This window comes from Nonomuraea monospora, from assembly GCF_039531895.1.
GTDB lineage: Bacteria > Actinomycetota > Actinomycetes > Streptosporangiales > Streptosporangiaceae > Nonomuraea > Nonomuraea monospora.
In genome coordinates, this window is record NZ_BAAAQX010000047.1 from 54,520 (window position 1) to 75,972 (window position 21,453).

Consider the following 21,453-nt stretch of genomic DNA (forward strand, 5'->3'; position numbering starts at 1 on the left):
GTCAGCCCGGGGTCCGGTCCTTGAGAGGCACGGCGGACGAACCGGCCCGGTAGTTGCGGAAGCCCGCGACGGACAGCCCGACGACCAGCACGGTGACGGCGCAGGCCAGCCCGCCGCCCACCCAGGCCCCGGTCAGCCCGAACGCCGTGGCCGTGGCGCCGGCCCGCAGGTCGCCCAGGCGCGGCCCGCCCGCCACGACCACCATGAACGCCCCCTGCAGCCGCCCCCGCATCTCGTCGGGCGCGTAGAGCTGGAGTATCGACTGCCGCCACACCGACGAGATCACGTCCGCCACTCCGCCGATGGCCATGAACAGCACCAGCAGCCACAGGTCGTGGACGAGCCCGGCGGCGGCCACGGCCAGCCCCCACACGGCGATGACGATCGACAGCGCGATTCCTTGCCGCGAGACCCGCCCCACCCAGCCGGAGAACAGCGCGCCAGCCACGGCGCCGATGGCCATCGCGGAGTTCATCCAGCCCAGCGCGAGCAGGTCGCCGCCGAAGCGCTCGGCGGTCAGCTCGGGGAAGAGCGCCCGCGGCATGGCGAACACCATCGCGATGATGTCCACGACGAACGACATCAGCAGCACAGGGGTCCTGACGATGAAGCTGAGCCCGTCCAGGACGGCCCTGGCCCCCGGACGTTGCACCGCGCCCAGCGGAGGCAGTGAGGGCAGTCTGAGCGCCGCGTAGAGGTTCGCGGTGAACAGGACGGCGTCCACCGCGTACGCCCAGGCGAACCCGCCGTACGACATCGCCACCCCGCCGACCATCGGCCCGAGGACCGCGCCCATGCTGTAGACGAGCGAGTTGAGCGCGTTCGCCGCCGGCACGAGCTCCGCGTCGAGGATCCTGGGGATGATCGCGCCCCTGGTCGGCCCGGTGATGGCGAAGCCGGTGGAGTTCAGCGCGACCGCGAGGAAGATCAGGTAGACGTTGTTCAGCCCGAGCAGCGCCTGGACGAGGATGAACAGCGTGGCGGCCCAGGCGATCAGCGAGCCGACGATGAGCAGCTTGCGCCGGTCGACGGCGTCGGCGACGGCGCCGCCCCACAGGCCGAAGACGATCAGCGGGATCAGGTTGGCGATGCCGATCAGGCCGACGTAGAACGACGACTGCGTGATCTCGTAGACCTGCTGCCCGACCGCCACGACGGTCACGCCGACGCCGACGTGCGACACTGCCTGGCCCAGCCAGATCCGCCGGTACGCGGGAACGCCCAGCGGCCGGGTGTCTACGAGATGACGCTTGACCAGATCCCCGAATGCCACTTAACGAACATTAAGGGGCAAGTCTCTCCAGAACCCAGCCGGGTCGCGTCCGCCGGTAGCGGAGCCGGTCGTGCATCCGGTCGAGTTGCCCCTGCCAGAACTCGATCTCGACCGGCGCGACCCGGAAGCCGCCCCAGAAGTCGGGCACCGGCGGATCCTCCGGCCAGCGGGCGGCCAGCTCCTCGTACCTGGCGTCCAGGTCCTCCCTGGAGCGCACGACCGCCGACTGCCGCGAGGCCCAGGCGCCGATGCGCGAGCCGTACGGGCGCGAGTCGTAGTACTCGGCCGACTCCGCATGGGAGATCCTCGTCACAGTGCCCTCGATGCGCACCTGGCGGCGTACCGGATGCCAGGGGAACAGCAGCGAGGCCCGCGGATTCTCCGCCAGGTCGCGGCCCTTGCGCGACTCGTAGTTGGTGTAGAAGACGAAGCCGCGTTCGTCGTAGCCCTTGAGCAGGACCGTCCTGGCGCTCGGACGGCCGCCGGCCGAGGCGGTGGCGAGGATCATGGCGTTGGGTTCCGGCAGGCCGGCGTCGAGCGCGTCCTGGAACCAGGTGGTGAACTGCGCGATGGGGTCGGACGCGAGGTCTGATTCGAGCAACGGCTCGCCCTCGTACGTACGGCGAAGCCCCGCCAGCGTGGGCGGGCGCGGGGTGGCATCCACGAGACGATATTCTTGCGCGCTTGCGTGGTAGATCCCATGCACCGCCCTCTACCAGCGGGTTTGGCCTTTTGGCGTGCCCCAAGACCGAGCATGAGCTGGGAGGGGGTTAAATTGACCCGCCGGTATCTCGACATCAAGGCATTGCCCAAACATGGCAACAGAAGGGGAGGCGGCCGAGTATGTCCGACTTCAAACCCGGGCTCGAAGGCGTCGTAGCTTTCGAAACCGAGATCGCGGAACCGGACAAAGAAGGGGGCGCCCTTCGATACCGGGGCGTCGACATCGAAGAGCTGGTCGGCCGTGTCCCGTTCGGGCACGTTTGGGGCCTGCTGGTCGACAATCAGTTCCAGCCGGGCCTGCCCCCGGCGGAGCCGTACCCCATTCCTGTCCACTCCGGTGACATCCGTGTAGACGTGCAGAGCGCGCTGGCGATGCTGGCCCCTGCCTACGGCTTCAAGCCCCTGCTCGACATCAGCGACGACGAGGCCCGCGACCAGCTCGCCCGCGCCTCCGTGATGGCGCTGTCGTTCGTGGCGCAGTCCGCGCGCGGCCTCGGCCTGCCGATGGTGCCGCAGAGCAAGGTCGACGAGGCCAAGACCATCGTCGAGCGCTTCATGATCCGCTGGCGCGGTGAGCCTGATCCCAAGCACGTCAAGGCCATCGACGCCTACTGGACCTCCGCCGCCGAGCACGGCATGAACGCCTCGACGTTCACCGCCCGCGTCATCGCCTCCACCGGCGCCGACGTGGCCGCCGCGCTCTCCGGGGCCGTGGGCGCCATGTCCGGCCCGCTGCACGGCGGCGCGCCCGCGCGCGTCCTGCACATGATCGAGGGCGTCGAGCAGCTCGGCGACGCCAAGAAGTACGTCCAGAGCGAGCTCGACAAGGGCAACCGGCTCATGGGCTTCGGCCACCGCGTCTACCGCGCCGAGGACCCGCGCGCCCGCGTGCTGCGGCGTACGGCCAAGGAGCTCGACGCGCCCCGCTACGAGGTCGCGGCGGCGCTGGAGCAGGCCGCGCTGGAGGAACTGCACGCCCGCAAGCCGGACCGCGTGCTGGCCACGAACGTGGAGTACTGGGCCGCCGTGGTGCTGGACTTCGCCGAGGTGCCCTCCCACATGTTCACCTCGATGTTCACCTGCGCGCGCACGGCCGGCTGGGCCGCGCACATCCTGGAGCAGAAGCGCACGGGCAGGCTGGTCCGCCCGAGCGCCATCTACACCGGCCCCACCTCGCGCCCGCTCAGCGAGCTGGCGGGCGCCGACGAGGTCGTCGGCAAGTACTGATTTCCGTGTGGCGGCTACCGTGCGGCTCAGGCCGCCGCGGTAGCCGTTTCGCGTTTCCGGGGGACGAAAGACCACTAGGGGAAAGTGGTTCCTTGACCCGTTCCAGTCAAGGGATCAGCCTTACGGCAGATACCCCCCAGGCCTCCCACGAGCAGGTAGCTGACGGCTGCGCACGCCTGCCCTCCTCCGGTGCGAGGTCAGTAAGGATGCACGTCATGGCCAAGGACGAGCCCACATCAGGTTTAACCAGGCGCGGCTTCCTCACCGGCGTCGGAGCCGGGGCCGCAGCCCTCACGCTCACCCCCGCGGAGGCCCTCGCGAAGGTCGTCACCGCCAGGGCGGGCGGCCTGGCCACCTCCCCCGACCTGTTCGGACGGGTCTTCAACCTGGCCCCGTTCGCCGACCTCAACGCCCCCTCACTGCGCACCGCCCTGATGGAGATGGGCCGCCCCGGCGGCCTGATCGACGCCAGGGACCCGCTGCAGGAGGGCCCGATCCGGCTGATCACCAACCCGGAGCTGAGCCCGAACAACGTCGACAACACCACCCACACGGCCGGTACGACGTTCTTCGGCCAGTTCATCGACCACGACATGACGTTCGACCAGGAATCCCCGCTCGGCGTGCCGACCGCGCCCGAGCAGTCGCCGAACGCCAGGACGCCCGACTTCGACCTGGACACCGTGTACGGCCGGGGCCCCGCCGCCGACCCGCAGTTCTACGACCCCGCCGACACCGCCAAGCTGCGCCTGGAGAGCGGCGGCCGGTTCGAGGACCTGCCGCGCAGGGCCAACCGCACGGCGATCATCCCCGACCCCCGCAACGACGAGAACCTGATCATCAGCGGCCTGCACGCCGCGTTCCTGCGCTTCCACAACCGGGTGGTGGACCACCTGCGCGCGTCGGGGCAGCAGGGCAACGTGTTCGAGGCCGCCAGGCAGCAGGTCAGGTGGCACTACCAGTGGCTGGTGCTCAAGGAGTTCCTGCCGCAGATCATCGGCCAGAGCGTCGTCAACGACATCCTGGCGAACGGGCGCCGCTTCTACCGCCCGGTCGCCGGGCAGCAGTTCATCCCCGTCGAGTTCCAGGGCGCGGCCTACCGGTTCGGGCACAGCATGGTACGGCCGTCGTACCGGGCGAACCTGGCGGGCAACCCTGACGGGACGGCCTTCTTCGGCTTCATCTTCGACCCCGCGGGCCAGGGCCAGGCCGACCCGGTGGACCTGCGCGGCGGCGCCAGGGCGCCCAGGCGGTTCATCGGCTGGCAGACGTTCTTCGACTTCGGCGACGGCGAGGTGCGGCCGAACAAGCGCATCGACTCCAAGCTGTCCACGCCGCTGTTCAACCTGCCGCTGGCCGCGATCCCGTCCGCGGACCCGCCGACCTCGCTGGCGCAGCGCAACCTGCTGCGGCACGTCACCTGGTCGCTGCCGTCCGGGCAGAACATCGCACGCGCCATCGGCGTGCAGGCGCTGGAGGCGCAGCACTTCCCCGAGCTGCAGGCGATCGGGCACGGGCTGCCCGCCAGCACCCCGCTCTGGTACTACGTGCTCAAGGAGGCCGAGGTGCTCGCCGGCGGCCTCAGGCTGGCCGGGGTGGGCGCGCGGATCGTGGGCGAGGTCTTCATCGGGCTGCTGCAGCTCGATCCCGGCTCGTTCCTGAACGGCAACCCGTCCTGGCGGCCCACGCTGCCGCGCCGCTCGGGCCCGTCGGGCGACTTCAGGATGGTGGACCTGCTCACTTTCGCCCGGGTCGATCCGACGAGCCGCGGCCAGTGAACCTGCGCCGGGGCCGCCCGCCCGGCGGCCCCGGCGGCAGCAGCCCCGCGCGGTACGCGTTCGTCAGCGCCTCCGACCGGTTGCGCGCGCCGAGCTTCACGAACAGCCTGGCCCTGGTGCTCTCCACGGTCTTGCCCGCGATGCCGAGCAGGCGGGCGGTCAGCTTGATGGTGTCGCCGCGCGCGATGGAGGCCAGCACCTCGCTCTCGCGCCCGGTGAGCCGCGGCGCGGGGCCGAACCGCTGCACCATGCCCGCCCCGACCACCAGGTACTCAGCCGCCACCAGGTCCAGCACCGCGCACAGGTGGCCGGGCACGTCCCCCAGCCACAGCACCGCGTACGCGCCCCGCGCCACCGCGTCGGTCACCGTGCACGGCCCAGGCGGCGCGGACGGGACGGCGATCGTGCGGGCCCCGAGCCGTCCCGGCAGCGCCCAGTCGTCGGCGACGGGGTCCACGAGCACCGCCGTGAGCCGGCTGGCCTGCATCTCCTCGTCGTACGGCAGCGGGCCGCGCACGGCCGCCAGCGCCCGCCCCGCGCCGATCACCGCCCGCGTCACCACCTCGCCGGCGATCGGGCACCTGGCGTGCACGACGACCAGCTCCCTGCCCCGTGACCGCTCCACCGCCGGCGCGCCGTCGGGCTCCAGCAGGCCGAGGCCGCGGAAGACGGCCTGTCCCTGGCCCGCCACGCCGAGCTTGCGGTAGATGCGCCGCCGGTGGTTCTCCACCGCGCAGCGGGAGAGCCGCAGCAGGTCCGCGATCTCCTGGGCACTGTGGCCTGAACCGGTCAGGGAGAGGATCTCCAGCTCTCTGGCGGTGAGGACGTCCGCGTCTTCCATGGCCATCAACGCCTCTTGCGGCTTGCCTGGAAAGTGAAATCTGCCGGACGTTTCGTCAAGTTTCCGGTCAGACAGGAACCGCTGACCTGGCACGTGAGGTGAAAGTTTCACCGGTCTCAAAGTCCGGACCGAGTGCGAGCCAGTCGGCGCAGGTCGGTAGGCTCCGTTACGTGGCTGACATCGTTATTCCCGCTGACATCAAGCCCGCCGACGGCCGCTTCGGCTGCGGGCCCTCGAAGGTTCGCACCGAGCAGCTGGCCGCGCTCGCCGCCTCCGGCGCGAGCCTCATGGGCACCTCGCACCGCCAGAAGCCGGTCAAGAACCTGGTCGGCCGCGTGCGCTCCGGTCTCGCCGACCTGTTCTCGCTGCCGGAGGGCTACCAGGTCGTGCTGGGCAACGGCGGCACCACCGCGTTCTGGGACATCGCCGCCTTCGGGCTCATCCGCGAGAAGTCCCAGCACCTGTCGTTCGGCGAGTTCTCCTCGAAGTTCGCCACGGTCGCCAAGAAGGCGCCCTGGCTGGGCGAGCCGAGCGTCATCAAGTCCGAGGTCGGCACCCACCCCGAGGCGGTCGCCGAGGACGGCGTCGACGTCTACGCGCTGACCCACAACGAGACCTCGACCGGCGTGGCCATGCCGATCAAGCGCGTCGGCTCCGACGACTCGCTGGTGCTTGTGGACGCCACCTCCGGCGCCGGCGGCCTGCCCGTCGACATCGCCGAGACCGACGTCTACTACTTCGCGCCGCAGAAGAGCTTCGCCTCCGACGGCGGCCTGTGGATCGCCATCATGTCGCCGCGCGCCCTGGCCAGGGTCGAGGAGATCGCCGGGAGCGGCCGGTACGTGCCCGAGTTCTTCAGCCTGCCGGTCGCGATCGACAACTCCGCCAAGGACCAGACCTACAACACCCCGGCGGTGGCCACCCTCTTCCTGCTGGCCGACCAGCTCGACTGGATGAACGGCAACGGCGGCCTGGCCTGGACCACCGCCCGCACCGGCGAGTCCAGCCAGCGCCTCTACACCTGGGCGGAGAAGTCGGCCTACGCCACGCCGTTCGCCGCTCCCGAGTTCCGCTCCCAGGTGGTCGGCACGATCGACTTCGCCGACTCCGTCGACGCTGCGGCCGTGGCCAAGGTGCTGCGCGCCAACGACATCGTCGACACCGAGCCTTACCGCAAGCTGGGCCGCAACCAGCTGCGCATCGCGATGTTCCCGGCCATCGACCCGGCCGACGTCGAGGCCCTGACGACCTGCGTCGACTACGTGGTCGAGCGCCTCTAGTCACTTTCGACGCGTCACGCGAACCCGGCCAGCACCGGCGGCCCGCCGGTGCTGGCCGCCGTGCTTCCCCTCCGGTTCGACACGTAGGAAACCTTCTTGCCCCCTAAGCCCGCCTTCGGCCCGGGGACCGCCCGGCCGAAGAGCCTCGGTTACCTGATGTTCGCCAGCCGCTGGCTCCAGGTCCCGCTCTACCTGGGCCTCATCGTGGCCCAGGCCGTGTACGTGTACCAGTTCGCGCTGGAGCTGTGGCACCTCATCGAGACCGTGTTCCTGCACGCTCCGGTCGCGGGGACGCCCTCCCGCGAGGTCGTGGTCATGCTCACGGTGCTGGCGCTCATCGACGTGGTGATGATCTCGAACCTGCTGATCATGGTGATCATCGGGGGCTACGAGACGTTCGTCTCCCGCATCGACCTCAACGACCACCCCGACGAGCCCGAGTGGCTCTCCCACGTCAACGCGAACGTGCTGAAGGTCAAGCTGGCCACGGCCATCATCGGCATCTCGTCGGTGCACCTGCTGCAGACGTTCATCCGGGCGCAGACGACGCCCAACGACAAGATGATGTGGCAGACCGTGATGCACCTGGCGTTCGTGGTCTCGGCCATCGGGCTGGCCTACATCGACCGGCTGCTGGCCACGTCACCGGCCGAGCACACGCGCTCCCACCTCTAGCGGCGGCTCCTGGGCCGGGGGGCGGGCTCCTCTTCTTCCTCTTCCTCCGGCTCCTCCTCGTACTCGTCCTCCTCCTCTTCCGGCTCCTCCTCGTATTCCTCTTCGGGCTCCTCTTCGGGCTCCTCGTCCTCCGGCTCTTCCTCGGCGGCGCGCTCCTCCTCCATGGCCGTCTCGTGATCCTTGACGACCTCGCCGTCGCGGATCTCGCCGCGCCAGCCATCACCGACGTCGTCGGGATGCAGCAGGAGGTGGGCCATCACGTGCCGCCTGAAGTGCTTGAGCTCCAGCCGGGCGCGGCGCCCCTGGGCGCGCCACAGGTTGCCGGTCTTCTCGAACAGGCCCTGCGGGTGGTACTCGAGGACCACCAGGACGCGGGTGAGGTCATCGGTGATCTCGTGGAAGGTCACCGCGCCGTCGACGAACCCCTTCGGGCCCTCCGAGCGCCAGATGATGCGCTGGTCCGGGAGCTGCTCGACGATGTGCGCCTTCCAGTTCCTGTGCGACCAGAACACCTGGGCCTTCCAGGAGGAGTCCTGGTCCGACTCCCGCTTGACGTTCTCGACCTTCTTCATGAACGACGGGAAGTCCTCGAACTGGGTCCACTGGTTGTAGACCAGGCGGCGGGGAGCGCCGATGTCGATCGTCTCGATGATGTTGGTGATCTTCCGGTTTCCCTTGTCGCCCTTGCCGGTGAGCTTCTGCATCAAGCCCTTCAGACCGCCCTTGAGGCCACCCTTGAGGCCGCCTGTGAGGCCGCCCTTGATCGCTCCGCTCACCAGACCCGAGCCGCCGCCGCCTGAGCCGGTCACCGCACCCAGGAGGCTGGAGCCCTTGCCCTCGGCGTAGTCGGACAGCCGGCCGGTCAGGTCTTCCAGCTTGTCCTCCGCGCGGGCCAGCACGCGGCCTGCCGCGGCGTGCAGGAGGTTCTGCGCCTCCTGCTTGAGCCGGTCCGTGGGCAGGCTCTTGACGATCTCCTGCCCGGCCTCCTTCGCCACGCCCGCCACGGCCCGCGTGGTGCCCTTGGCGGCGCCTGCCAGCCCGCCGGCGGCCTGCTTCGCCGTGCCGAGCACGCCTCCACCGGTGTCCTCCGCCTCAGACTCCGTCTGCTCGTCCGGCTGCTCGTCCTTGTCCTTCGGCGCGGGGTCCGGCGGGTCCTCGTTCTTCGCCGCGCGGTCCGGCGGGTCCTCGTTCTTCGCCGCACGGTCCGGCGGGTCCTCGTTCTTCGCGCGGTCCGGCGGGTCCTCCGTGCGCCGTGCCGCGGCGGCCAGGCGTCTGCCCGCGCCCGCGGCCTTCCTGGCGGTTCCCGTCCCGGCCCGGCCGGCCACGTGGGCGGCCCTCCTGACGCGTCCCGGTTCTGCCTCAGCCATGGGTGTTCCCCCTCACAGCCCGGTGGGTCCGCCGCAGCACGCGGGGCCGCCGCTGTGGCCTCTCGCGATCTTCCGGCTCCCGGCCCTGGTCCTGGTCGCCGTCGTCCTCAGCCTCGTCCCGCGAGTCCCGAGCGTCCCGCGAGTCCTGCGAGTCGCGGGCGTCCTGCGAGTCCTGGGCGTCCTGCGGGCCCTGGGCGTCCTGATCGTCCTGGGCGTCCTCGGGAGCGTCCGCTTGATCCGCGTCATCGCCGGACGCAGTCCCCGGCGACCGCAGCGCCTCGGCGCGATCGTGCAGTTTGTCGCTCAGGGAGTCGATCTGCCTGCCCGCCGCGGCCACCGCCGCCGCCTTGCCGACGTTCAGGAGGTCGCCACGCAGGCGGTCGACGATCGGCGCCACGTCCGCGGAGGAGGTGAGCCCCTTGATCCCCTGCGACAGCAAGCCGACTCCACCAGCGACGCCCTTGCCGCCGCGCGCCCGACCGGCCAGCCCAGCGGCGGCCAGCGCCGCGGCCATCCGCAGCTTGCGGCGCCGCCCGAGGATGTACCCCGCGAGCAGAGCAAAGGCAATGCGCATCTTGTTCGACATGGTCAGCGCTCCCGTCCTTCAGCAGCTCTGACCGACGCATGCCCTCGTTCGGGCTAAGGACCCGACGCAGGAAGAAAGTTGGACATTTCTTATCAGAACGAGTACGGGTTGGCCGGCGCCACCTCGCGCCGCTTGCGCCGCAGCACCCAGGCGGCCACCACACCGCCGATGAGCCCGAACAGGTGCCCCTGCCAGGAGATGCCCTGCTGGTTCGGCAGCAGCCCCGCCAGGATCCCCCAGTACGCGACGCCCACGCCGATGCCGATGACGATGTCGAGGAGCCTGCGGTCGAACAGGCCGCGCGCCAGGATGTAGCCGAAGTAGCCGAACACCAGCCCGCTCGCCCCGATCGTCAGGACCATGGGGCTGGTCACCCAGGTGCCGAGGCCGCCGATGAAGATGATCAGCACGGTGGCCCAGAGGAACTTGCGCACGTCACGCAGCCCGGCCAGGAAGCCCAGCACCAGCAGCGGCACCGAGTTGGCCATCAGGTGGCCGAAGCCGCCGTGCAGGAAGGGCGCGAACAGGATGCCCACCAAGCCCTCGGGATCCCAGCCGACGATGCCGAACTGGTAGTCGAGCGCGCCGTCCACGAAGAAGTCGACACCCTCGACCACCCACATGACCGCGACCATGCCGACCACGATGAGCAACGCGCTGAGCGCGCCGGAGAGGAGCGCCCCGGCGCCACGCTTGGCGGACTCGAACCTGGAACCCGAATAGTCGCTCATGCGCTCTCCCGGTAACTTGTCTCCTCTTTCTTTACCGTATCCAGGCGGAGCTATGCGCGCGCTAAAGGAGCCCCCTCCCGTTCCTTGAGGGAGACGGGAGGGGAACGGTCATTCGCCCTTCCACTGGGGCGCGCGCTTCTCGGCGAAAGCGGCGGCGCCCTCCATGGCGTCCTTCGAACCGAAGACCGGGTTGATGATCGTGGCCTGCTTCTCGAACATCTCCTCCAGCGACCAGTCCTGCGACTCGATCACGATCTTCTTGGTCGCGGCGAGTGCCAGCGGGGCGTTGGCGGCGATCTTCCCGGCCAGCTCCAGCGCGCCCTCCAGGGCCGCGCCGGGCTCGGTGATCCGGTTGACCAGGCCGAGCTCGTACAGGCGGGCGGCCTCGTAGTGGTCGCCGGTCAGCGCCATCTCCATGGCCACGTGGTACGGGATGCGGCGCGGCAGCCGCATGATCCCGCCCGCGCCCGCCACCAGGCCGCGCTTGGGCTCGGGCAGGCCGAACTTCGAGGCCGAGGAGGCCACGATGACGTCGCAGGCCAGGGCCAGCTCGAACCCGCCCGCCAGCGCGTACCCCTCGACCGCGGCCACCAGCGGCTTCTTCGGCGGGGCCTCGGTCAGCCCGCCGAACCCGCGGCCCTTGACGACCGGGAAGTCGCCGGACAGGAACCCCTTGAGGTCCATGCCGGAGGAGAACGTGCCGCCCGCGCCGGTCAGCACGTACGCGGAGATGTCAGGACGGGCGTCCAGCGTGTCCAGCGCCTCGGCGACCCCTCTCGCCACCGCCCCGTTGATGGCGTTGCGCGCCTGGGGGCGGTTGATGGTGAGAATCGCCACATTGCCGGACTCTTCGACGAGCACTTCGTCAGACACGGGACCTGCCTTACTTGGGCTGGAAGCGGATGCCGCCGTCGAAGCGGATGACCTCGGCGTTCATGTAGTCGTTCTCGACGAGCGACTTGACCAGGTGGGCGAACTCGTCGGCGCGGCCCATGCGCTTGGGGAAGACCACCGGCGCCACCAGCTTGGCCTTGAACTCCTCGGAGTTGGGCGAGAAGCCGTAGATGGGGGTGTCGATGATGCCGGGGCAGATCGTGTTCACCCGTACGCCGATGGCGGCCAGGTCGCGGGCGGCGGGCACGGTCATGCCCACGATGCCGCCCTTGGAGGCCGAGTAGGCGAGCTGGCCCGTCTGCCCCTCCAGCGCGGCCACGGACGCGGTGTTGATCACCACGCCGCGCGCGCCGTCGGCGTCGACCGGCTCGGTCTTGGCGATGGCGGCCGCGCCGATGCGCATGAGGTTGAACGTGCCGATCAGGTTGACCTCGATGACCTTGCGGTAGGTCGCCGGGTTGTGGGGGCTGCCGTCACGGTTGACCGTGCGCTCGGCCCAGCCGATGCCGGCGCTGTTGACCACCACGCGCAGCGGCTTGCCGGTGGCCACGGCGGCGTCCACGGCGGCCTGCACCTGCTGGTCGTCGGAGACGTCCGTCTTGACGAAGACGCCGCCGAGCTCGTCGGCGACGGTCTTGCCGCGCTCCTCGTTGAGGTCGGCGATGACCACGGTGGCGCCGAGCCGGGCCAGCTCGCGGGCCGTGGCCTCGCCGAGGCCACTGGCGCCGCCGGAAATGATTGCTGCGGATCCGTTCACGTCCATAGCCGGACCCTAACCCGGAAACCGAATGAAGTTCTACTCGGGGGCGGTTAAATCTCACCCACGGCGGTGTCCACGTCGGAGTACACCTTGATCCGCCGGTCCAGCCCGGTCGTGCGCAGGATGCGCGCCACCGGCGCCTGCGGCGCGGCCAGGGACACGCCGCCGCCCTCTCCCGTGGCCAGCCGCCAGGCCTCGATCAGCACCGACAGGCCGCTGGAGTCCATGAACGACAACTGCTGCAGGTCGAGCACGAGCCGCGCGCTGTCCTGTTTGATGGCGTCACGCACCTCGTCGCGCAGGAACGGCGCGGTGAACAGGTCAAGCTCTCCCTCGACGGCCACCACCACGGCGTCGCCCAGGGCGTGTCGCGCAAGCCGCAGCTTCATGGGCCCCTCCTCGATGAGCCACTGTACTTCGACATCCCCGGATACCGGGCATGCACAAACTACGAAAAGTCGGATGCAGGAGGACAAGGCGGGCCTAAATGCGTACCAAACGTCCCGTCAAGAACCATGCTCCGGGTTTCTACCCATCTCGCCGTGGATGCCCATGCCTGGGAGGCCAGCTTGCCTCAATCGGCAGGGATCGCGAAGCCGTACGGCAGCTCCAGGCGGTGCAGGGCCAGCAGCTCGGTGTCGGCGAGCAGCTTGCGCGTGGGCCCGTCGGCGGCGATCACGCCGCCGGACAGGATGAGCGAGCGCTCGCACAGCTCCAGCGCGTACGGCAGATCGTGCGTGACCATGAGCACCGTCACGTCGAGGGAGCGCAGGATCTCCGCCAGCTCCCTGCGGGCCGCCGGGTCCAGGTTGGACGAGGGCTCGTCCAGCACCAGGATCTCGGGCGACATGGCCAGCACCGTCGCCACCGCCACCCTGCGCCGCTGCCCGAACGACAGGTGGTGCGGCGGCCGGTCGGCGGCCTCCAGCATGCCCACCCGCTCCAGCGCGCCGGTGACCACCCGGTCCAGCTCCGCGCCGCGCAGGCCCGCGTTGGCGGGGCCGAAGGCCACGTCGTCGCGGACCGTGGGCATGAAGAGCTGGTCGTCCGGGTCCTGGAAGACCAGGCCGACCCGCTGCCTGACCTCCTTGAGCGTGTCCTTGGCGACGGGCGTGCCGGCCACGGTGACGCTTCCGTGCCCGGCGGTCAGAATGCCGTTGAGATGCATCACGAGAGTGGTCTTGCCGGCGCCGTTCGGGCCGAGCAGCGCCACACGCTCGCCGCGGGCGATCGTCAGGTCCACGCCGAACAGCGCCTGCGTACCGTCCGGATAGGCGTAGGCGAGTTGCCGGACTTCGAGAGAGTTCACCACGTCAGTCCCCAGATGGCGAGGGCGAGAGCGGGCAGGGCGAGGGCGGTCCCCCAGTGGGCCGCGGACGCCCGCAGGTCCTGGACGACGGGCAACTGGCCGGAGTAGCCGCGGCTGAGCATGGCCAGGTGCACGCGTTCGCCCCGCTCGTACGAACGGATGAACAGCGCACCCGCCGACCGCGCGATCACCGGCGCCTGCCGGAGGTTGCGCGCCTCGAAGCCGCGCGACTCCCTGGCCACCCGCATCCTGCGCATCTCCTCCACGATCACGTCCAGGTACCTGAGCATGAACATGGCGATCTGCACCAGCAGGCTCGGCAGCCGCAGCCGCTGCGCCCCCAGCAGGATGGCCCGCGGCTGCGTGGTGGCCGCCAGCAGGATGGAGGCGACCACCCCGAGCGAGGCCTTGGCCAGGATGTTCCAGGCCGCCCAGAGGCCGGGCACGCTCAGCGAGAGCCCCAGCACCTCGGTGCGCTCCCCCAGCCCGACGACCGGGATGAGGAAGGCGAACAGCACGAAAGGCACCTCGATCACCATCCGCCGCAGCACGTACGTCAGCGGCACCCTGGCCGCCACCGCCACGCCTGCGAGCAGGACGGCGTACGCGGCGAACGCCCAGAAGCGCTCGCGCGGCGTGGCCACCACCACCAGCGCGAAGGCGAAGATCGCCAGCAGCTTGCACTGCGGCGGCAGCCGGTGCACGGCCGAGTCGCCCGGCAGGTAGAGCTGATGGTGGTGCCCAGCGCTCACGGATCACACCCTGGTCTTGTCACGGCCGCGCGCGGCGAAGGCCACGGCGCCGGCGATGAGCAGCACCAGACCGACGCCGATGATCCCGGCCACGCCGACGGGGATCCCGTCCACCTCACCGTAGTCCGCCAGCGCCCACCGGCCGAACAGGTGGTCGGCCGCCTGGTCGATGAAGCCCTTGTTCTCGGCCACGGCCTCCAGCCCGTCGGGCGAGGAGGAGGCGAAGAAGGAGACGATCCCGGCCAGCACCAGCGTCACGCCGACGCCGCCGAGCAGGAAGGGCTTGAGCGGGCTGCGCGCGGTGACCAGCTCCTTCTCGGTGACGGTCGTGGTGGTGCCGCCGGCGCCGCGCAGCTCCAGCGGCTTGGCCAGGCCGCGGGCGCCGTACACGAGGTCGGGGCGGACGGCCAGGACGGCGCCGACGGTCGCCGCGGTGATCAGCGCCTCGCCGATGCCGATCAGCACGTGCACGCCGCCCATCGCGGCGGCCACCGTGCCGACCTCGATCGGGGCGGTGCCGCCGATCCAGAACAGCAGCGTGAACACCAGCGCGGAGGCCGGCACCGAGATCAGCGCGGCCAGGAACGCCGCCACCACGACCTTGCCCCTGGCCACCGTGGTGACCAGCCGGAAGACGCCCCAGCCGACGAGCACCGTGACGATGCCCATGATGGTGACGTTGACGCCGAGCGCCGTCAGCCCGCCGTCGGCGAAGAACACGCCCTGCACCAGAAGGACCACGGCCATGCACAACACCCCTGTGTACGGCCCGACGAGTATCGCGGCCAGCGCGCCGCCCAGCAGGTGGCCGCTGGTGCCGGCGGCGACGGGGAAGTTGAGCATCTGCACGGCGAAGATGAACGCCGCGACGAGCCCGGCCATGGGCGCGGTGCGGTCATCGAGCTCGCGCCGCGCCCCTCGCAGGCAGACAGCGACGCCCGCGGCCGCCACGACCCCTGCCGAGATGGACGTCACTGCGTTGAAGAAGCCATCGGGAACGTGCACGGCCTGCCTCCAGGAAGAGGACGATCTCCAAGAAAAGCGGACAAACAAACGGTCCTACTTTAGGACATCGTCTTGCACCTGCACATAGATGGCAATTATCCCAGCATTCTCTTCACCAGGCTCTCCGCGGTCAGCCGCCGGACCACCGCGCTGAGCCGCCCCTTCCCCGAGGTCGCGTACGGCCGCACGGTCCTGAGCAGCGACGTTCCCCACCAGCGGCGCGGCCCGGCCACCGTGTCGGTCTCGATCCTGAACCGGGCGGGCGGCCCGCCCAGATCCAGCTCCAGGTAGGCGTCCCAGGTGCCGGGCGTCAGCCTGCCCACCGCGGGCCTGGCCGCGAACCCGCCGCCGGGCAGTGCCGTCACGCGGTCGGCGCGCTCGCGCCCGCTGCGCCGCTCCCGCCACACGATCTGCTTGACCGCCGAGGCCGCCGGGGTGGTGCCGGCCACGGTGACCTCGCCGTCCATCAGCAGCCGGTGGCCGAGTGCCCAGCGCATCCTGATCAGCCGCACCGTGCCGGGCACCGACACCACGTGGCCGCCCATGTCGATGCTCAGGTTCCCGTTGTCCCTGGTGAAGTAGGGCATCGCCACGACGCCGCCGAACAGCCGGGGCCGCGGCCTGGCGATGCCGCTGTCGCGGTCGGCGCCGAGCCTGCCGAGCCTGATCACGCCCTCGATCTCGACGGCGACCCGCAGGTCCCAGATGCCGGAGCCGAGCGTGCCGACCTCCACCCTGGCGACGAACTCGCCGCCGTTGCGCTCGGCCGGCACGACCAGCTCCCTGGCCGGGTCGTGCCTGGCCCGCAGCACCACGGCCAGGGCGTCGTCCCTGGTGATCCCGTCCAGCCTGGCGGCGCCCGTCACCACCAGGTGCTCGCCCTCCCAGCGCAGCCCGGTCAGCCGGCGCCGCACGGTGGCGCTCTCGATGCGGGCCAGGCGCACGAGGCGGTCGAGGTCGTCCAGCGCGCCGGCCCGCTGCCGGTCGATGGTGTTGAGCCGCTCGTGCACGCCGGGGGTGTACCACTCCTCGCACAGCGCGGCGACCTCCCGCGCGATGTCCTTGCGGCGCACGTCGTCGCTGTCCAGGAACGGGGCTCCGAGCTGGGTGAACACGTCGAGCCTGAAGTGCCTGCGCAGCAGGTGGTCGCGCAGCGGGCCCGGCTCGACATGCCTGGCCATGAGCCGGATGGGCTCCTTGATCATGGCCAGCCAGGCCAGTGGGTCCCTGCTGTCGGGCTGCTGCATGATGCTGCTGCCGTCGGGCCTGGAGACGAGGTGGTAGCAGTCGTAGTCGGCCACCACCGACATCGCCCTGGCGTGGCAGTAGGCGTGCACGGTGAACAGGATGTCCTCGCCGACCAGCATGCCCTCGCCGAACCTGATGCCGTGCCAGACGAGCAGGTCGCGCCTGAACAGCTTGAAGCAGCTCAGGCTGTTGTAGACGCCGCTGTCGCCCAGCTCCACCCGGTCGGCGCTGCGCGCGAACATCGACACGGGGGCCCGCCTGCCGTGGCCCACGACCTTGCCGAGCACGATGTCGGTGTCGTTGCGGTCGGCGACGGCGACCATGCGTTCGAGCGCCTCGGGGCCGAGGTGGTCGTCGGCGTCGCAGAAGAAGACGTACCGGCCGGTGGCGTGCTCGATGCCGACGTTGCGGGGCCGGCCCGCGCCGCCGCTGGCCTCGATGTGCACGACCTTGACGATGCCCGGGTGGTAAGCGGCGTACAGGTCGAGCAGCTCGCCGCTGCCGTCGGTGGAGCCGTCGTCCACGACGACGATCTCCTTCTTCACCCGCTGGACGAGCGCCGAGGTGAGGCACCGGTCGAGGAAGGCCCGGCAGTTGTGAACGGGGATGACGACGCTCACGTCGAACGCGCCGTCATCGGGCCCTGGCCCCTGCATCGCCACCACTCCACAGTCACGTCGCGTCGTCGTCCCGTCTCAGTATGTGACGGACGCGGGTGTCCGCGGGGGCGGATCCGGGGTCTTCGTTCTCACCGCTTTGAGAACGGCGGCGATTCTCGGCATTCCACTGATAACCAGCGAGATCTCCGCCAACCCGCTCAATAAAGTGGCACCGAACGGTATTCAGGGATGAGTATTTCCTCCCCGGGAGCTGTTTTTTCCCCGCGGGGTTCATTACGCCACCACCGGGAGTCGCCAGTGATCCTGGCGCGAGAGTCGCGCGTCTACAGTTAGGCAACCTTGACCGGGAGGTGGCGGGAAATGGGATCGGATCTCCGCAGCGGCACGGCCGACGGCTCGGCCGTGCACACTGCTGAGTTCATCGTCTCCTCGGCGCGCCTGACGGAGCTGCACGAATGCTCCGCAGTGCTGCGCCGCACGAGAGCGCGGGCCGAAGAGATCGTGGGCGAGGCGCGCGCACTGCTGGCCGAGGCCGAGCAACACGGTGACATGGAGCGTGCGTACCTGCTGCGCGACCAGCTCGAACAGGCGCGTGAGAGGTACGGGCAGGTGCTCAGCGCGTACTTGTTGCTCTCCCGCAGGATCAACGAGGAGCGGCAGGAGATTCTGCGAGCGCAGATGGACCGGGATCGTCTGGCGGGCTTGTCAGGGGTAGCCTGACGAGGCTACTGTCAGGCCATGCCTGACTGGAAAGAGAACCTCCACTGCTCCTTCTGTCATAAGAAGAGCACAGACGTGAACAAACTTATTGCCGGGCCGGGTGTGCACATTTGTAACGAATGTGTGGGCCTGTGCAACGACATCCTAGAACAGGAGCGGCTTGCCGCCTCAACAGCACCAAGGCTTCCCGCCTGGGAATCCATGTCCGTGGAACAAATACTCGAACATCTCCCGAAAATCGCCACCGTACAGGCACAAGTGGATGACAACCTACGCGACTGGGTGGCTCACGTTCGCTCCCGGGACGTGAGCTGGGAGCGCATCGGCGCCGCCCTCGGCATGACGCGGCAGTCCGCGTGGGAACGGTTCAGGAGCGAATCCTGAGGCGCTGTGAACCTCTGTGGCATATGGGGCGTCCTAAACTTCCAGGGAGGCCCGATCATGCACGTCCTGGACGGCGTCGCGCCCGATCTCGAACAGCTCCGCCTGGAGCTGATCCTGATCCAGGCGCTGCACGAAGAGGCGGAGCGACTGGCCGCCGACTGAACGGGCTCCAGCTCCCCGGGGCACACCGGGGAGCTGGAGCAGGGGGTTGGCCTTACCCGAGCTGGCCCCTGATGGCGCCGGCCGGGAACTTCTTGTTGTGCACGTTGACGTAGTAGCGGTGCGGCCACTTCGCGATGCCGCGCAGCTCCCTGAACGTGAGCGTGGTCGCCGCGTTCTTGGCGTTCTGGTGCCGGACGGCCTTGACGCAGTCGCGCGCGAAGCCCTTGGCCGGTGCCTTGAGCGTGACGACGACCGGGCCGGCCACCCCCTTCCTGCCACGGTGGATGTGGGCCATGGTGGCCGGCCTGATCTTGCGGGCGGTGATGACGTAGCACAACCGCCCGCGGCTCACCTCGTACGCGAACGTGCCGAAGCCGTTGCGGTCGCCCGGCCCCGGGACCTCCTGCCTGCCGGTCATCCTGACGCGCTGCGCGCTGGAGGCCGCGTCGGCCGAGGCCGGCAGCGCGACCAGGGTGGTGAGGGTGGCAGCGGTGGCGAGGGTGGCTGCTGCCAACTGTCTGCGCATGGGATGAATTCCTCTCCCATCGGACTTCAGGACACCCTTCGCCACGGTTGCGCGGCACGGGCGGTTCGCGGGGGTAAGGGGAAAACCTCCCTCGGGTAAGGCACCTTTCCGGCTACCGCCCGGCCCGGGCGTAAGATCCGGAGTCATGCTGCGCTGCGCCGTGCTGGACGATTATCAGGACGTGGCCCTCGGTCTGGCCGACTGGTCGCGGGTGCGGGCGGAGAGCTTCCGCGAGCACTTCGGCCGCCAGGACGACCTCGTGGCCGCGATCCACGACCACGAGATCGTGGTCGCCATGCGGGAGCGCACGCCGTTCCCCGCCGAGCTGTTCGACCGGCTGCCCAAGCTGCGCCTGCTCGTCACCACCGGCATGCGCAACGCCTCCATCGACCTGGCGGCGGCCCGCGAGCACGGCGTCACCGTCTGCGGCACGGGCAGCATCAGCACCCCGCCGGTCGAGCTGACCTGGGCGCTCATCCTCGGCCTGACCCGCCACCTGGTGCCCGAGTCCGCGGCCATGCGCGCGGGCGGGCCGTGGCAGCAGACGATCGGCACCGACCTGCACGGCCGCACGCTCGGGCTGATCGGCCTGGGCAAGATCGGCTCGGGGGTGGCGGCGGTCGGGCTGGCGTTCGGCATGGACGTCGTGGCGTGGAGCGCGAACCTCACCGAGGAGCGGGCCGCCGCCTGCGGCGCCCGCCTGGCCCCCGACCTCGACGCGCTGCTGGCCGCCTCCGACGTCGTCTCCGTGCACGTGGTGCTCGGCGACCGGACGCGGGGGCTCGTCGGCAAGCGGGAGCTGGAGCTGATGAAGCCCACGGCGTACCTGATCAACACGGCGCGGGCGGCCGTCGTGGACCAGGACGCGCTGGCCGCGGCGCTGCGCGCGGGGCGGATCGCCGGGGCCGGGCTCGACGTGTTCGACCTGGAGCCGCTGCCCGAGGGGCACGAGTTCCGCACGCTGCCGAACGTGCTGGCCACGCCGCACCTCGGCTACGTGACCGAGCTGAACTACGGCACCTACTTCCGCGAGGCCGTCGAGGACATCGACGCCTTCATCGACGGCGCCCCCATCCGCGTGCTGTCACCCTGACCTCGTTCCTGAGCGTCTTCACCCCGACGCTCGTCCCTGAGCGTCTTCACTCCGGCCTCGTCCTGGCTCTGAAGGCGGCCGTCTTCACGCGGTTCTGGCAGGCCGTGGAGCAGAACCGGCGGGTGCCGTTGCGCGAGACGTCCACGTAGACGCGGTCGCAGTGCGGGGCCGTGCACACCCCCAGCCGGTCGTGGAACTCGCTGCCCAGCACGATCGCCAGCCCTGTGGCGCAGCTCGCCGCCCAGTCGCCGGCCATGGTGCCGCCGCGGCCGTGGAAGTGCAGGTGCCAGGGCTCGCCGTCGTGCCGTTCGAGCATCGGCCTGGCGTGCGTCTCCTCCAGCAGCGCGTTGACCTCCGTCGCCGCGCTGTCGATGTCGCCGGCCGCGACCCCGGCGAAGACCGTGCGCAGCCGGGCGGCGACCTGCGCCAGCTCGGCGCCCTCCGCCTCGGTGATCTGGCGGTGGGAGGCGTAGACGGCGCGCAGGCCGGCGTCCGCCGCGGCGGCGGTGTCGGCCGGCACGGCGTAGGGCCGCCCGCGCCGCTCGCCGGGGGTCAGCTCGTTGACGAGTGACACCGCCACTCTGATCACGGTGTCCGTGTGACTGTTGTAGTCCAATTGACCAGTTACACCTTCATGTTCTACGTTGTGACTGTCCAAATCTTAGATGACAGTTACAGGAGGCGTTTCATGCTCACCCACGAGGCCGCAACGGAGTGGATCGCGCGCTGGGACCGCCAGCAGGAGGGTTACCTGCCCGACAGGGAGGCCAGGTTCACGGCGCTGATCGACGCGGTGCAGGCGCTGGGGCGGCCCGATCCCGTGGTGGTGGACCTCGGCTGCGGCCCTGGATCGTTGTCGGCGCGGCTGCTCGAACGGCTCCCCGGGGCGACGGTGATCTCGGTGGACGCCGACCCGCTGCTGCTCGGGCTGGGGCGCGCGGCCTACCCGCGGCTCACGTTCGTCTCGGCCGACCTGCGGACGAGCGGATGGACCGGCCTGCTCGGCCTGGATGGCCGGCTCGTCGACGCCGCGGTCAGCACGACGGCGCTGCACTGGATCTCCGAGCCCGAGCTGAAGGACCTCTACGCCGAGCTGGCCACCGTGCTGCGGCCCGGCGGCCTGCTGCTCAACGGCGACCACATGGACACCGAGGACGCCACCCCCGCGCTGTCACGGCTGGAGCACGAGGTGCACCGGCTGGAGACCGAGCGGGTCTTCGGCCAGAACCCGCCGGAGGACTGGCGGACCTGGTGGGACGCGATCGAGACCGACCCCGACCTCGCCGAGCTGAACGCCGCCCGCACCACGGCCGGCCCCGCCCACCGCGGCTCCGAGTCGCACCTGCTCTCGCACCACGTCACCGCGCTGCGCGAGGCGGGCTTCGCCGAGATCGGCACCCTCTGGCAGCGGGGCAACAACCGCCTGCTGTGCGCCGTACGGGGCTGAGCCGCGCGCGGGTTCTGGCCCACCGCTCTTCACCTCACCGGCGACGGGCGAC

23 protein-coding genes are annotated in these 21,453 nt (G+C 70.3%); 8 read left to right on the forward strand and 15 right to left on the reverse strand.

The genetic code is table 11. From position 1 onward, the window contains the following. Position 1: 1 nt before the first annotated feature. Together ABD331_RS52400 and pdxH are read right to left on the reverse strand one after the other, a co-directional pair. Positions 2-1,273: an MFS transporter gene (locus tag ABD331_RS52400; RefSeq protein ID WP_344493597.1), complete on the reverse strand. Its 1,272-nt coding sequence runs from the start codon at positions 1,271-1,273 to the stop codon at positions 2-4. Positions 1,274-1,283: 10 nt separating this feature from the next. Next, positions 1,284-1,937 carry a pyridoxamine 5'-phosphate oxidase gene (pdxH, locus tag ABD331_RS52405; RefSeq protein WP_344493599.1) on the reverse strand — a complete coding sequence of 218 codons (654 nt, stop codon included), beginning with the start codon at positions 1,935-1,937 and terminating at the stop codon, positions 1,284-1,286. A gap of 179 nt (positions 1,938-2,116) precedes the next feature. Between pdxH and ABD331_RS52410 the strand changes: the two genes are divergently transcribed. Continuing rightward, on the forward strand, positions 2,117-3,223 hold the full coding sequence (locus tag ABD331_RS52410) for a citrate synthase 2 (RefSeq protein ID WP_344493601.1): 1,107 nt from the start codon (positions 2,117-2,119) through the stop codon (positions 3,221-3,223). 215 nt (positions 3,224-3,438) lie between these two features. Continuing rightward, positions 3,439-5,001 (forward strand): peroxidase family protein, encoded by a 1,563-nt coding sequence (locus ABD331_RS52415; protein ID WP_344493603.1) that lies wholly within the window; start codon positions 3,439-3,441, stop codon positions 4,999-5,001. Here ABD331_RS52415 and ABD331_RS52420 read toward each other — a convergent pair. Continuing rightward, the gene (locus ABD331_RS52420; RefSeq protein ID WP_344493605.1) at positions 4,961-5,848 is read right to left on the reverse strand and encodes a LuxR C-terminal-related transcriptional regulator; all 888 of its coding nucleotides are present in this window, start codon (positions 5,846-5,848) and stop codon (positions 4,961-4,963) included. The two genes, ABD331_RS52415 and ABD331_RS52420, sit on opposite strands and share 41 nt — an antisense overlap. A 164-nt stretch (positions 5,849-6,012) precedes the next feature. Between ABD331_RS52420 and serC the strand changes: the two genes are divergently transcribed. Beyond that, a complete protein-coding gene (gene serC / locus ABD331_RS52425; protein WP_344493607.1) occupies positions 6,013-7,122 on the forward strand; it encodes a phosphoserine transaminase in 1,110 nt (369 codons plus the stop codon). Between the two features lie 96 nt (positions 7,123-7,218). Next, a complete protein-coding gene (locus ABD331_RS52430; protein WP_344493609.1) occupies positions 7,219-7,797 on the forward strand; it encodes a TIGR00645 family protein in 579 nt (192 codons plus the stop codon). Here the strand turns inward: ABD331_RS52430 and ABD331_RS52435 are convergent. The 10 genes from ABD331_RS52435 to ABD331_RS52480 form a co-directional block, all read right to left on the reverse strand. Further along, entirely contained in the window at positions 7,794-9,164 is a 1,371-nt protein-coding gene (locus tag ABD331_RS52435; RefSeq protein ID WP_344493611.1) for an SRPBCC family protein, read from the reverse strand. The genes ABD331_RS52430 and ABD331_RS52435 overlap by 4 nt on opposite strands. Next, positions 9,157-9,738: a hypothetical protein gene (locus ABD331_RS52440; RefSeq protein ID WP_344493613.1), complete on the reverse strand. Its 582-nt coding sequence runs from the start codon at positions 9,736-9,738 to the stop codon at positions 9,157-9,159. The genes ABD331_RS52435 and ABD331_RS52440 overlap by 8 nt, the downstream gene beginning before the upstream one ends. Before the next feature lie 104 nt (positions 9,739-9,842). Further along, complete coding sequence (locus ABD331_RS52445) at positions 9,843-10,481, reverse strand: rhomboid family intramembrane serine protease (protein WP_344493616.1); 639 nt, start codon at positions 10,479-10,481, stop codon at positions 9,843-9,845. A 108-nt stretch (positions 10,482-10,589) separates the two neighbouring features. Continuing rightward, positions 10,590-11,354, reverse strand: a complete 765-nt coding sequence (locus ABD331_RS52450; RefSeq protein ID WP_344493618.1) for a crotonase/enoyl-CoA hydratase family protein — start codon at positions 11,352-11,354, stop codon at positions 10,590-10,592. Between the two features lie 10 nt (positions 11,355-11,364). Then, the gene (locus ABD331_RS52455; RefSeq protein ID WP_344493620.1) at positions 11,365-12,138 is read right to left on the reverse strand and encodes an SDR family NAD(P)-dependent oxidoreductase; all 774 of its coding nucleotides are present in this window, start codon (positions 12,136-12,138) and stop codon (positions 11,365-11,367) included. A 47-nt stretch (positions 12,139-12,185) separates the two neighbouring features. Continuing rightward, positions 12,186-12,524 carry an STAS domain-containing protein gene (locus tag ABD331_RS52460; protein WP_148442055.1) on the reverse strand — a complete coding sequence of 113 codons (339 nt, stop codon included), beginning with the start codon at positions 12,522-12,524 and terminating at the stop codon, positions 12,186-12,188. Between the two features lie 185 nt (positions 12,525-12,709). After that, positions 12,710-13,447 (reverse strand): energy-coupling factor ABC transporter ATP-binding protein, encoded by a 738-nt coding sequence (locus ABD331_RS52465; RefSeq protein WP_425566259.1) that lies wholly within the window; start codon positions 13,445-13,447, stop codon positions 12,710-12,712. Further along, positions 13,441-14,196, reverse strand: coding sequence for a cobalt ECF transporter T component CbiQ (gene cbiQ, locus ABD331_RS52470; RefSeq protein ID WP_344493626.1), 756 nt, complete (start codon positions 14,194-14,196; stop codon positions 13,441-13,443). The genes ABD331_RS52465 and cbiQ overlap by 7 nt, the downstream gene beginning before the upstream one ends. A 3-nt stretch (positions 14,197-14,199) precedes the next feature. Further along, positions 14,200-15,201, reverse strand: a complete 1,002-nt coding sequence (locus tag ABD331_RS52475; RefSeq protein ID WP_344493628.1) for an energy-coupling factor ABC transporter permease — start codon at positions 15,199-15,201, stop codon at positions 14,200-14,202. 95 nt (positions 15,202-15,296) lie between these two features. Continuing rightward, a complete protein-coding gene (locus ABD331_RS52480; RefSeq protein WP_344493630.1) occupies positions 15,297-17,105 on the reverse strand; it encodes a glycosyltransferase family 2 protein in 1,809 nt (602 codons plus the stop codon). 324 nt (positions 17,106-17,429) lie between these two features. On the opposite strand from ABD331_RS52480, the gene ABD331_RS52485 reads away from it, so the two are divergent. After that, entirely contained in the window at positions 17,430-17,789 is a 360-nt protein-coding gene (locus tag ABD331_RS52485) for a hypothetical protein (protein ID WP_344493632.1), read from the forward strand. 18 nt (positions 17,790-17,807) lie between these two features. Further along, the gene (locus ABD331_RS61185) at positions 17,808-18,173 is read left to right on the forward strand and encodes a ClpX C4-type zinc finger protein (RefSeq protein WP_425566260.1); all 366 of its coding nucleotides are present in this window, start codon (positions 17,808-17,810) and stop codon (positions 18,171-18,173) included. A gap of 214 nt (positions 18,174-18,387) precedes the next feature. On the opposite strand, the gene ABD331_RS52495 is transcribed toward ABD331_RS61185, so the two are convergent. Further along, on the reverse strand, positions 18,388-18,861 hold the full coding sequence (locus ABD331_RS52495; RefSeq protein ID WP_344493634.1) for a CHRD domain-containing protein: 474 nt from the start codon (positions 18,859-18,861) through the stop codon (positions 18,388-18,390). Between the two features lie 145 nt (positions 18,862-19,006). Here ABD331_RS52495 and ABD331_RS52500 point away from each other — a divergent pair, with 145 nt between their 5' ends. Continuing rightward, positions 19,007-19,954 (forward strand): D-2-hydroxyacid dehydrogenase family protein, encoded by a 948-nt coding sequence (locus tag ABD331_RS52500; RefSeq protein ID WP_344493636.1) that lies wholly within the window; start codon positions 19,007-19,009, stop codon positions 19,952-19,954. Positions 19,955-20,000: 46 nt separating this feature from the next. On the opposite strand, the gene ABD331_RS52505 is transcribed toward ABD331_RS52500, so the two are convergent. After that, positions 20,001-20,570, reverse strand: coding sequence for a CGNR zinc finger domain-containing protein (locus ABD331_RS52505; RefSeq protein WP_344493638.1), 570 nt, complete (start codon positions 20,568-20,570; stop codon positions 20,001-20,003). Positions 20,571-20,642: 72 nt separating this feature from the next. Here ABD331_RS52505 and ABD331_RS52510 point away from each other — a divergent pair, with 72 nt between their 5' ends. Further along, complete coding sequence (locus ABD331_RS52510; protein WP_344493640.1) at positions 20,643-21,401, forward strand: class I SAM-dependent methyltransferase; 759 nt, start codon at positions 20,643-20,645, stop codon at positions 21,399-21,401. The last annotated feature ends 52 nt before the right edge of the window (positions 21,402-21,453 follow it).

What these genes read in the sequence shown, in the direction of transcription:
- ABD331_RS52480 (WP_344493630.1), bottom strand. Translation starts at nt 17,105, where the DNA reads ATGCAGGGGCCAGGGCCCGATGACGGCGCGTTCGACGTGAGCGTCGTC.
- ABD331_RS52435 (WP_344493611.1), bottom strand. Translation starts at nt 9,164, where the DNA reads ATGGCTGAGGCAGAACCGGGACGCGTCAGGAGGGCCGCCCACGTGGCC.
- ABD331_RS52440 (WP_344493613.1), bottom strand. Translation starts at nt 9,738, where the DNA reads ATGCGCATTGCCTTTGCTCTGCTCGCGGGGTACATCCTCGGGCGGCGC.
- ABD331_RS52495 (WP_344493634.1), bottom strand. Translation starts at nt 18,861, where the DNA reads ATGCGCAGACAGTTGGCAGCAGCCACCCTCGCCACCGCTGCCACCCTC.
- ABD331_RS52460 (WP_148442055.1), bottom strand. Translation starts at nt 12,524, where the DNA reads ATGAAGCTGCGGCTTGCGCGACACGCCCTGGGCGACGCCGTGGTGGTG.
- ABD331_RS52445 (WP_344493616.1), bottom strand. Translation starts at nt 10,481, where the DNA reads ATGAGCGACTATTCGGGTTCCAGGTTCGAGTCCGCCAAGCGTGGCGCC.
- ABD331_RS52455 (WP_344493620.1), bottom strand. Translation starts at nt 12,138, where the DNA reads ATGGACGTGAACGGATCCGCAGCAATCATTTCCGGCGGCGCCAGTGGC.
- ABD331_RS61185 (WP_425566260.1), top strand. Translation starts at nt 17,808, where the DNA reads ATGCCTGACTGGAAAGAGAACCTCCACTGCTCCTTCTGTCATAAGAAG.
- ABD331_RS52500 (WP_344493636.1), top strand. Translation starts at nt 19,007, where the DNA reads ATGCTGCGCTGCGCCGTGCTGGACGATTATCAGGACGTGGCCCTCGGT.
- ABD331_RS52415 (WP_344493603.1), top strand. Translation starts at nt 3,439, where the DNA reads ATGGCCAAGGACGAGCCCACATCAGGTTTAACCAGGCGCGGCTTCCTC.
- ABD331_RS52485 (WP_344493632.1), top strand. Translation starts at nt 17,430, where the DNA reads ATGGGATCGGATCTCCGCAGCGGCACGGCCGACGGCTCGGCCGTGCAC.
- ABD331_RS52410 (WP_344493601.1), top strand. Translation starts at nt 2,117, where the DNA reads ATGTCCGACTTCAAACCCGGGCTCGAAGGCGTCGTAGCTTTCGAAACC.
- ABD331_RS52420 (WP_344493605.1), bottom strand. Translation starts at nt 5,848, where the DNA reads ATGGCCATGGAAGACGCGGACGTCCTCACCGCCAGAGAGCTGGAGATC.
- ABD331_RS52510 (WP_344493640.1), top strand. Translation starts at nt 20,643, where the DNA reads ATGCTCACCCACGAGGCCGCAACGGAGTGGATCGCGCGCTGGGACCGC.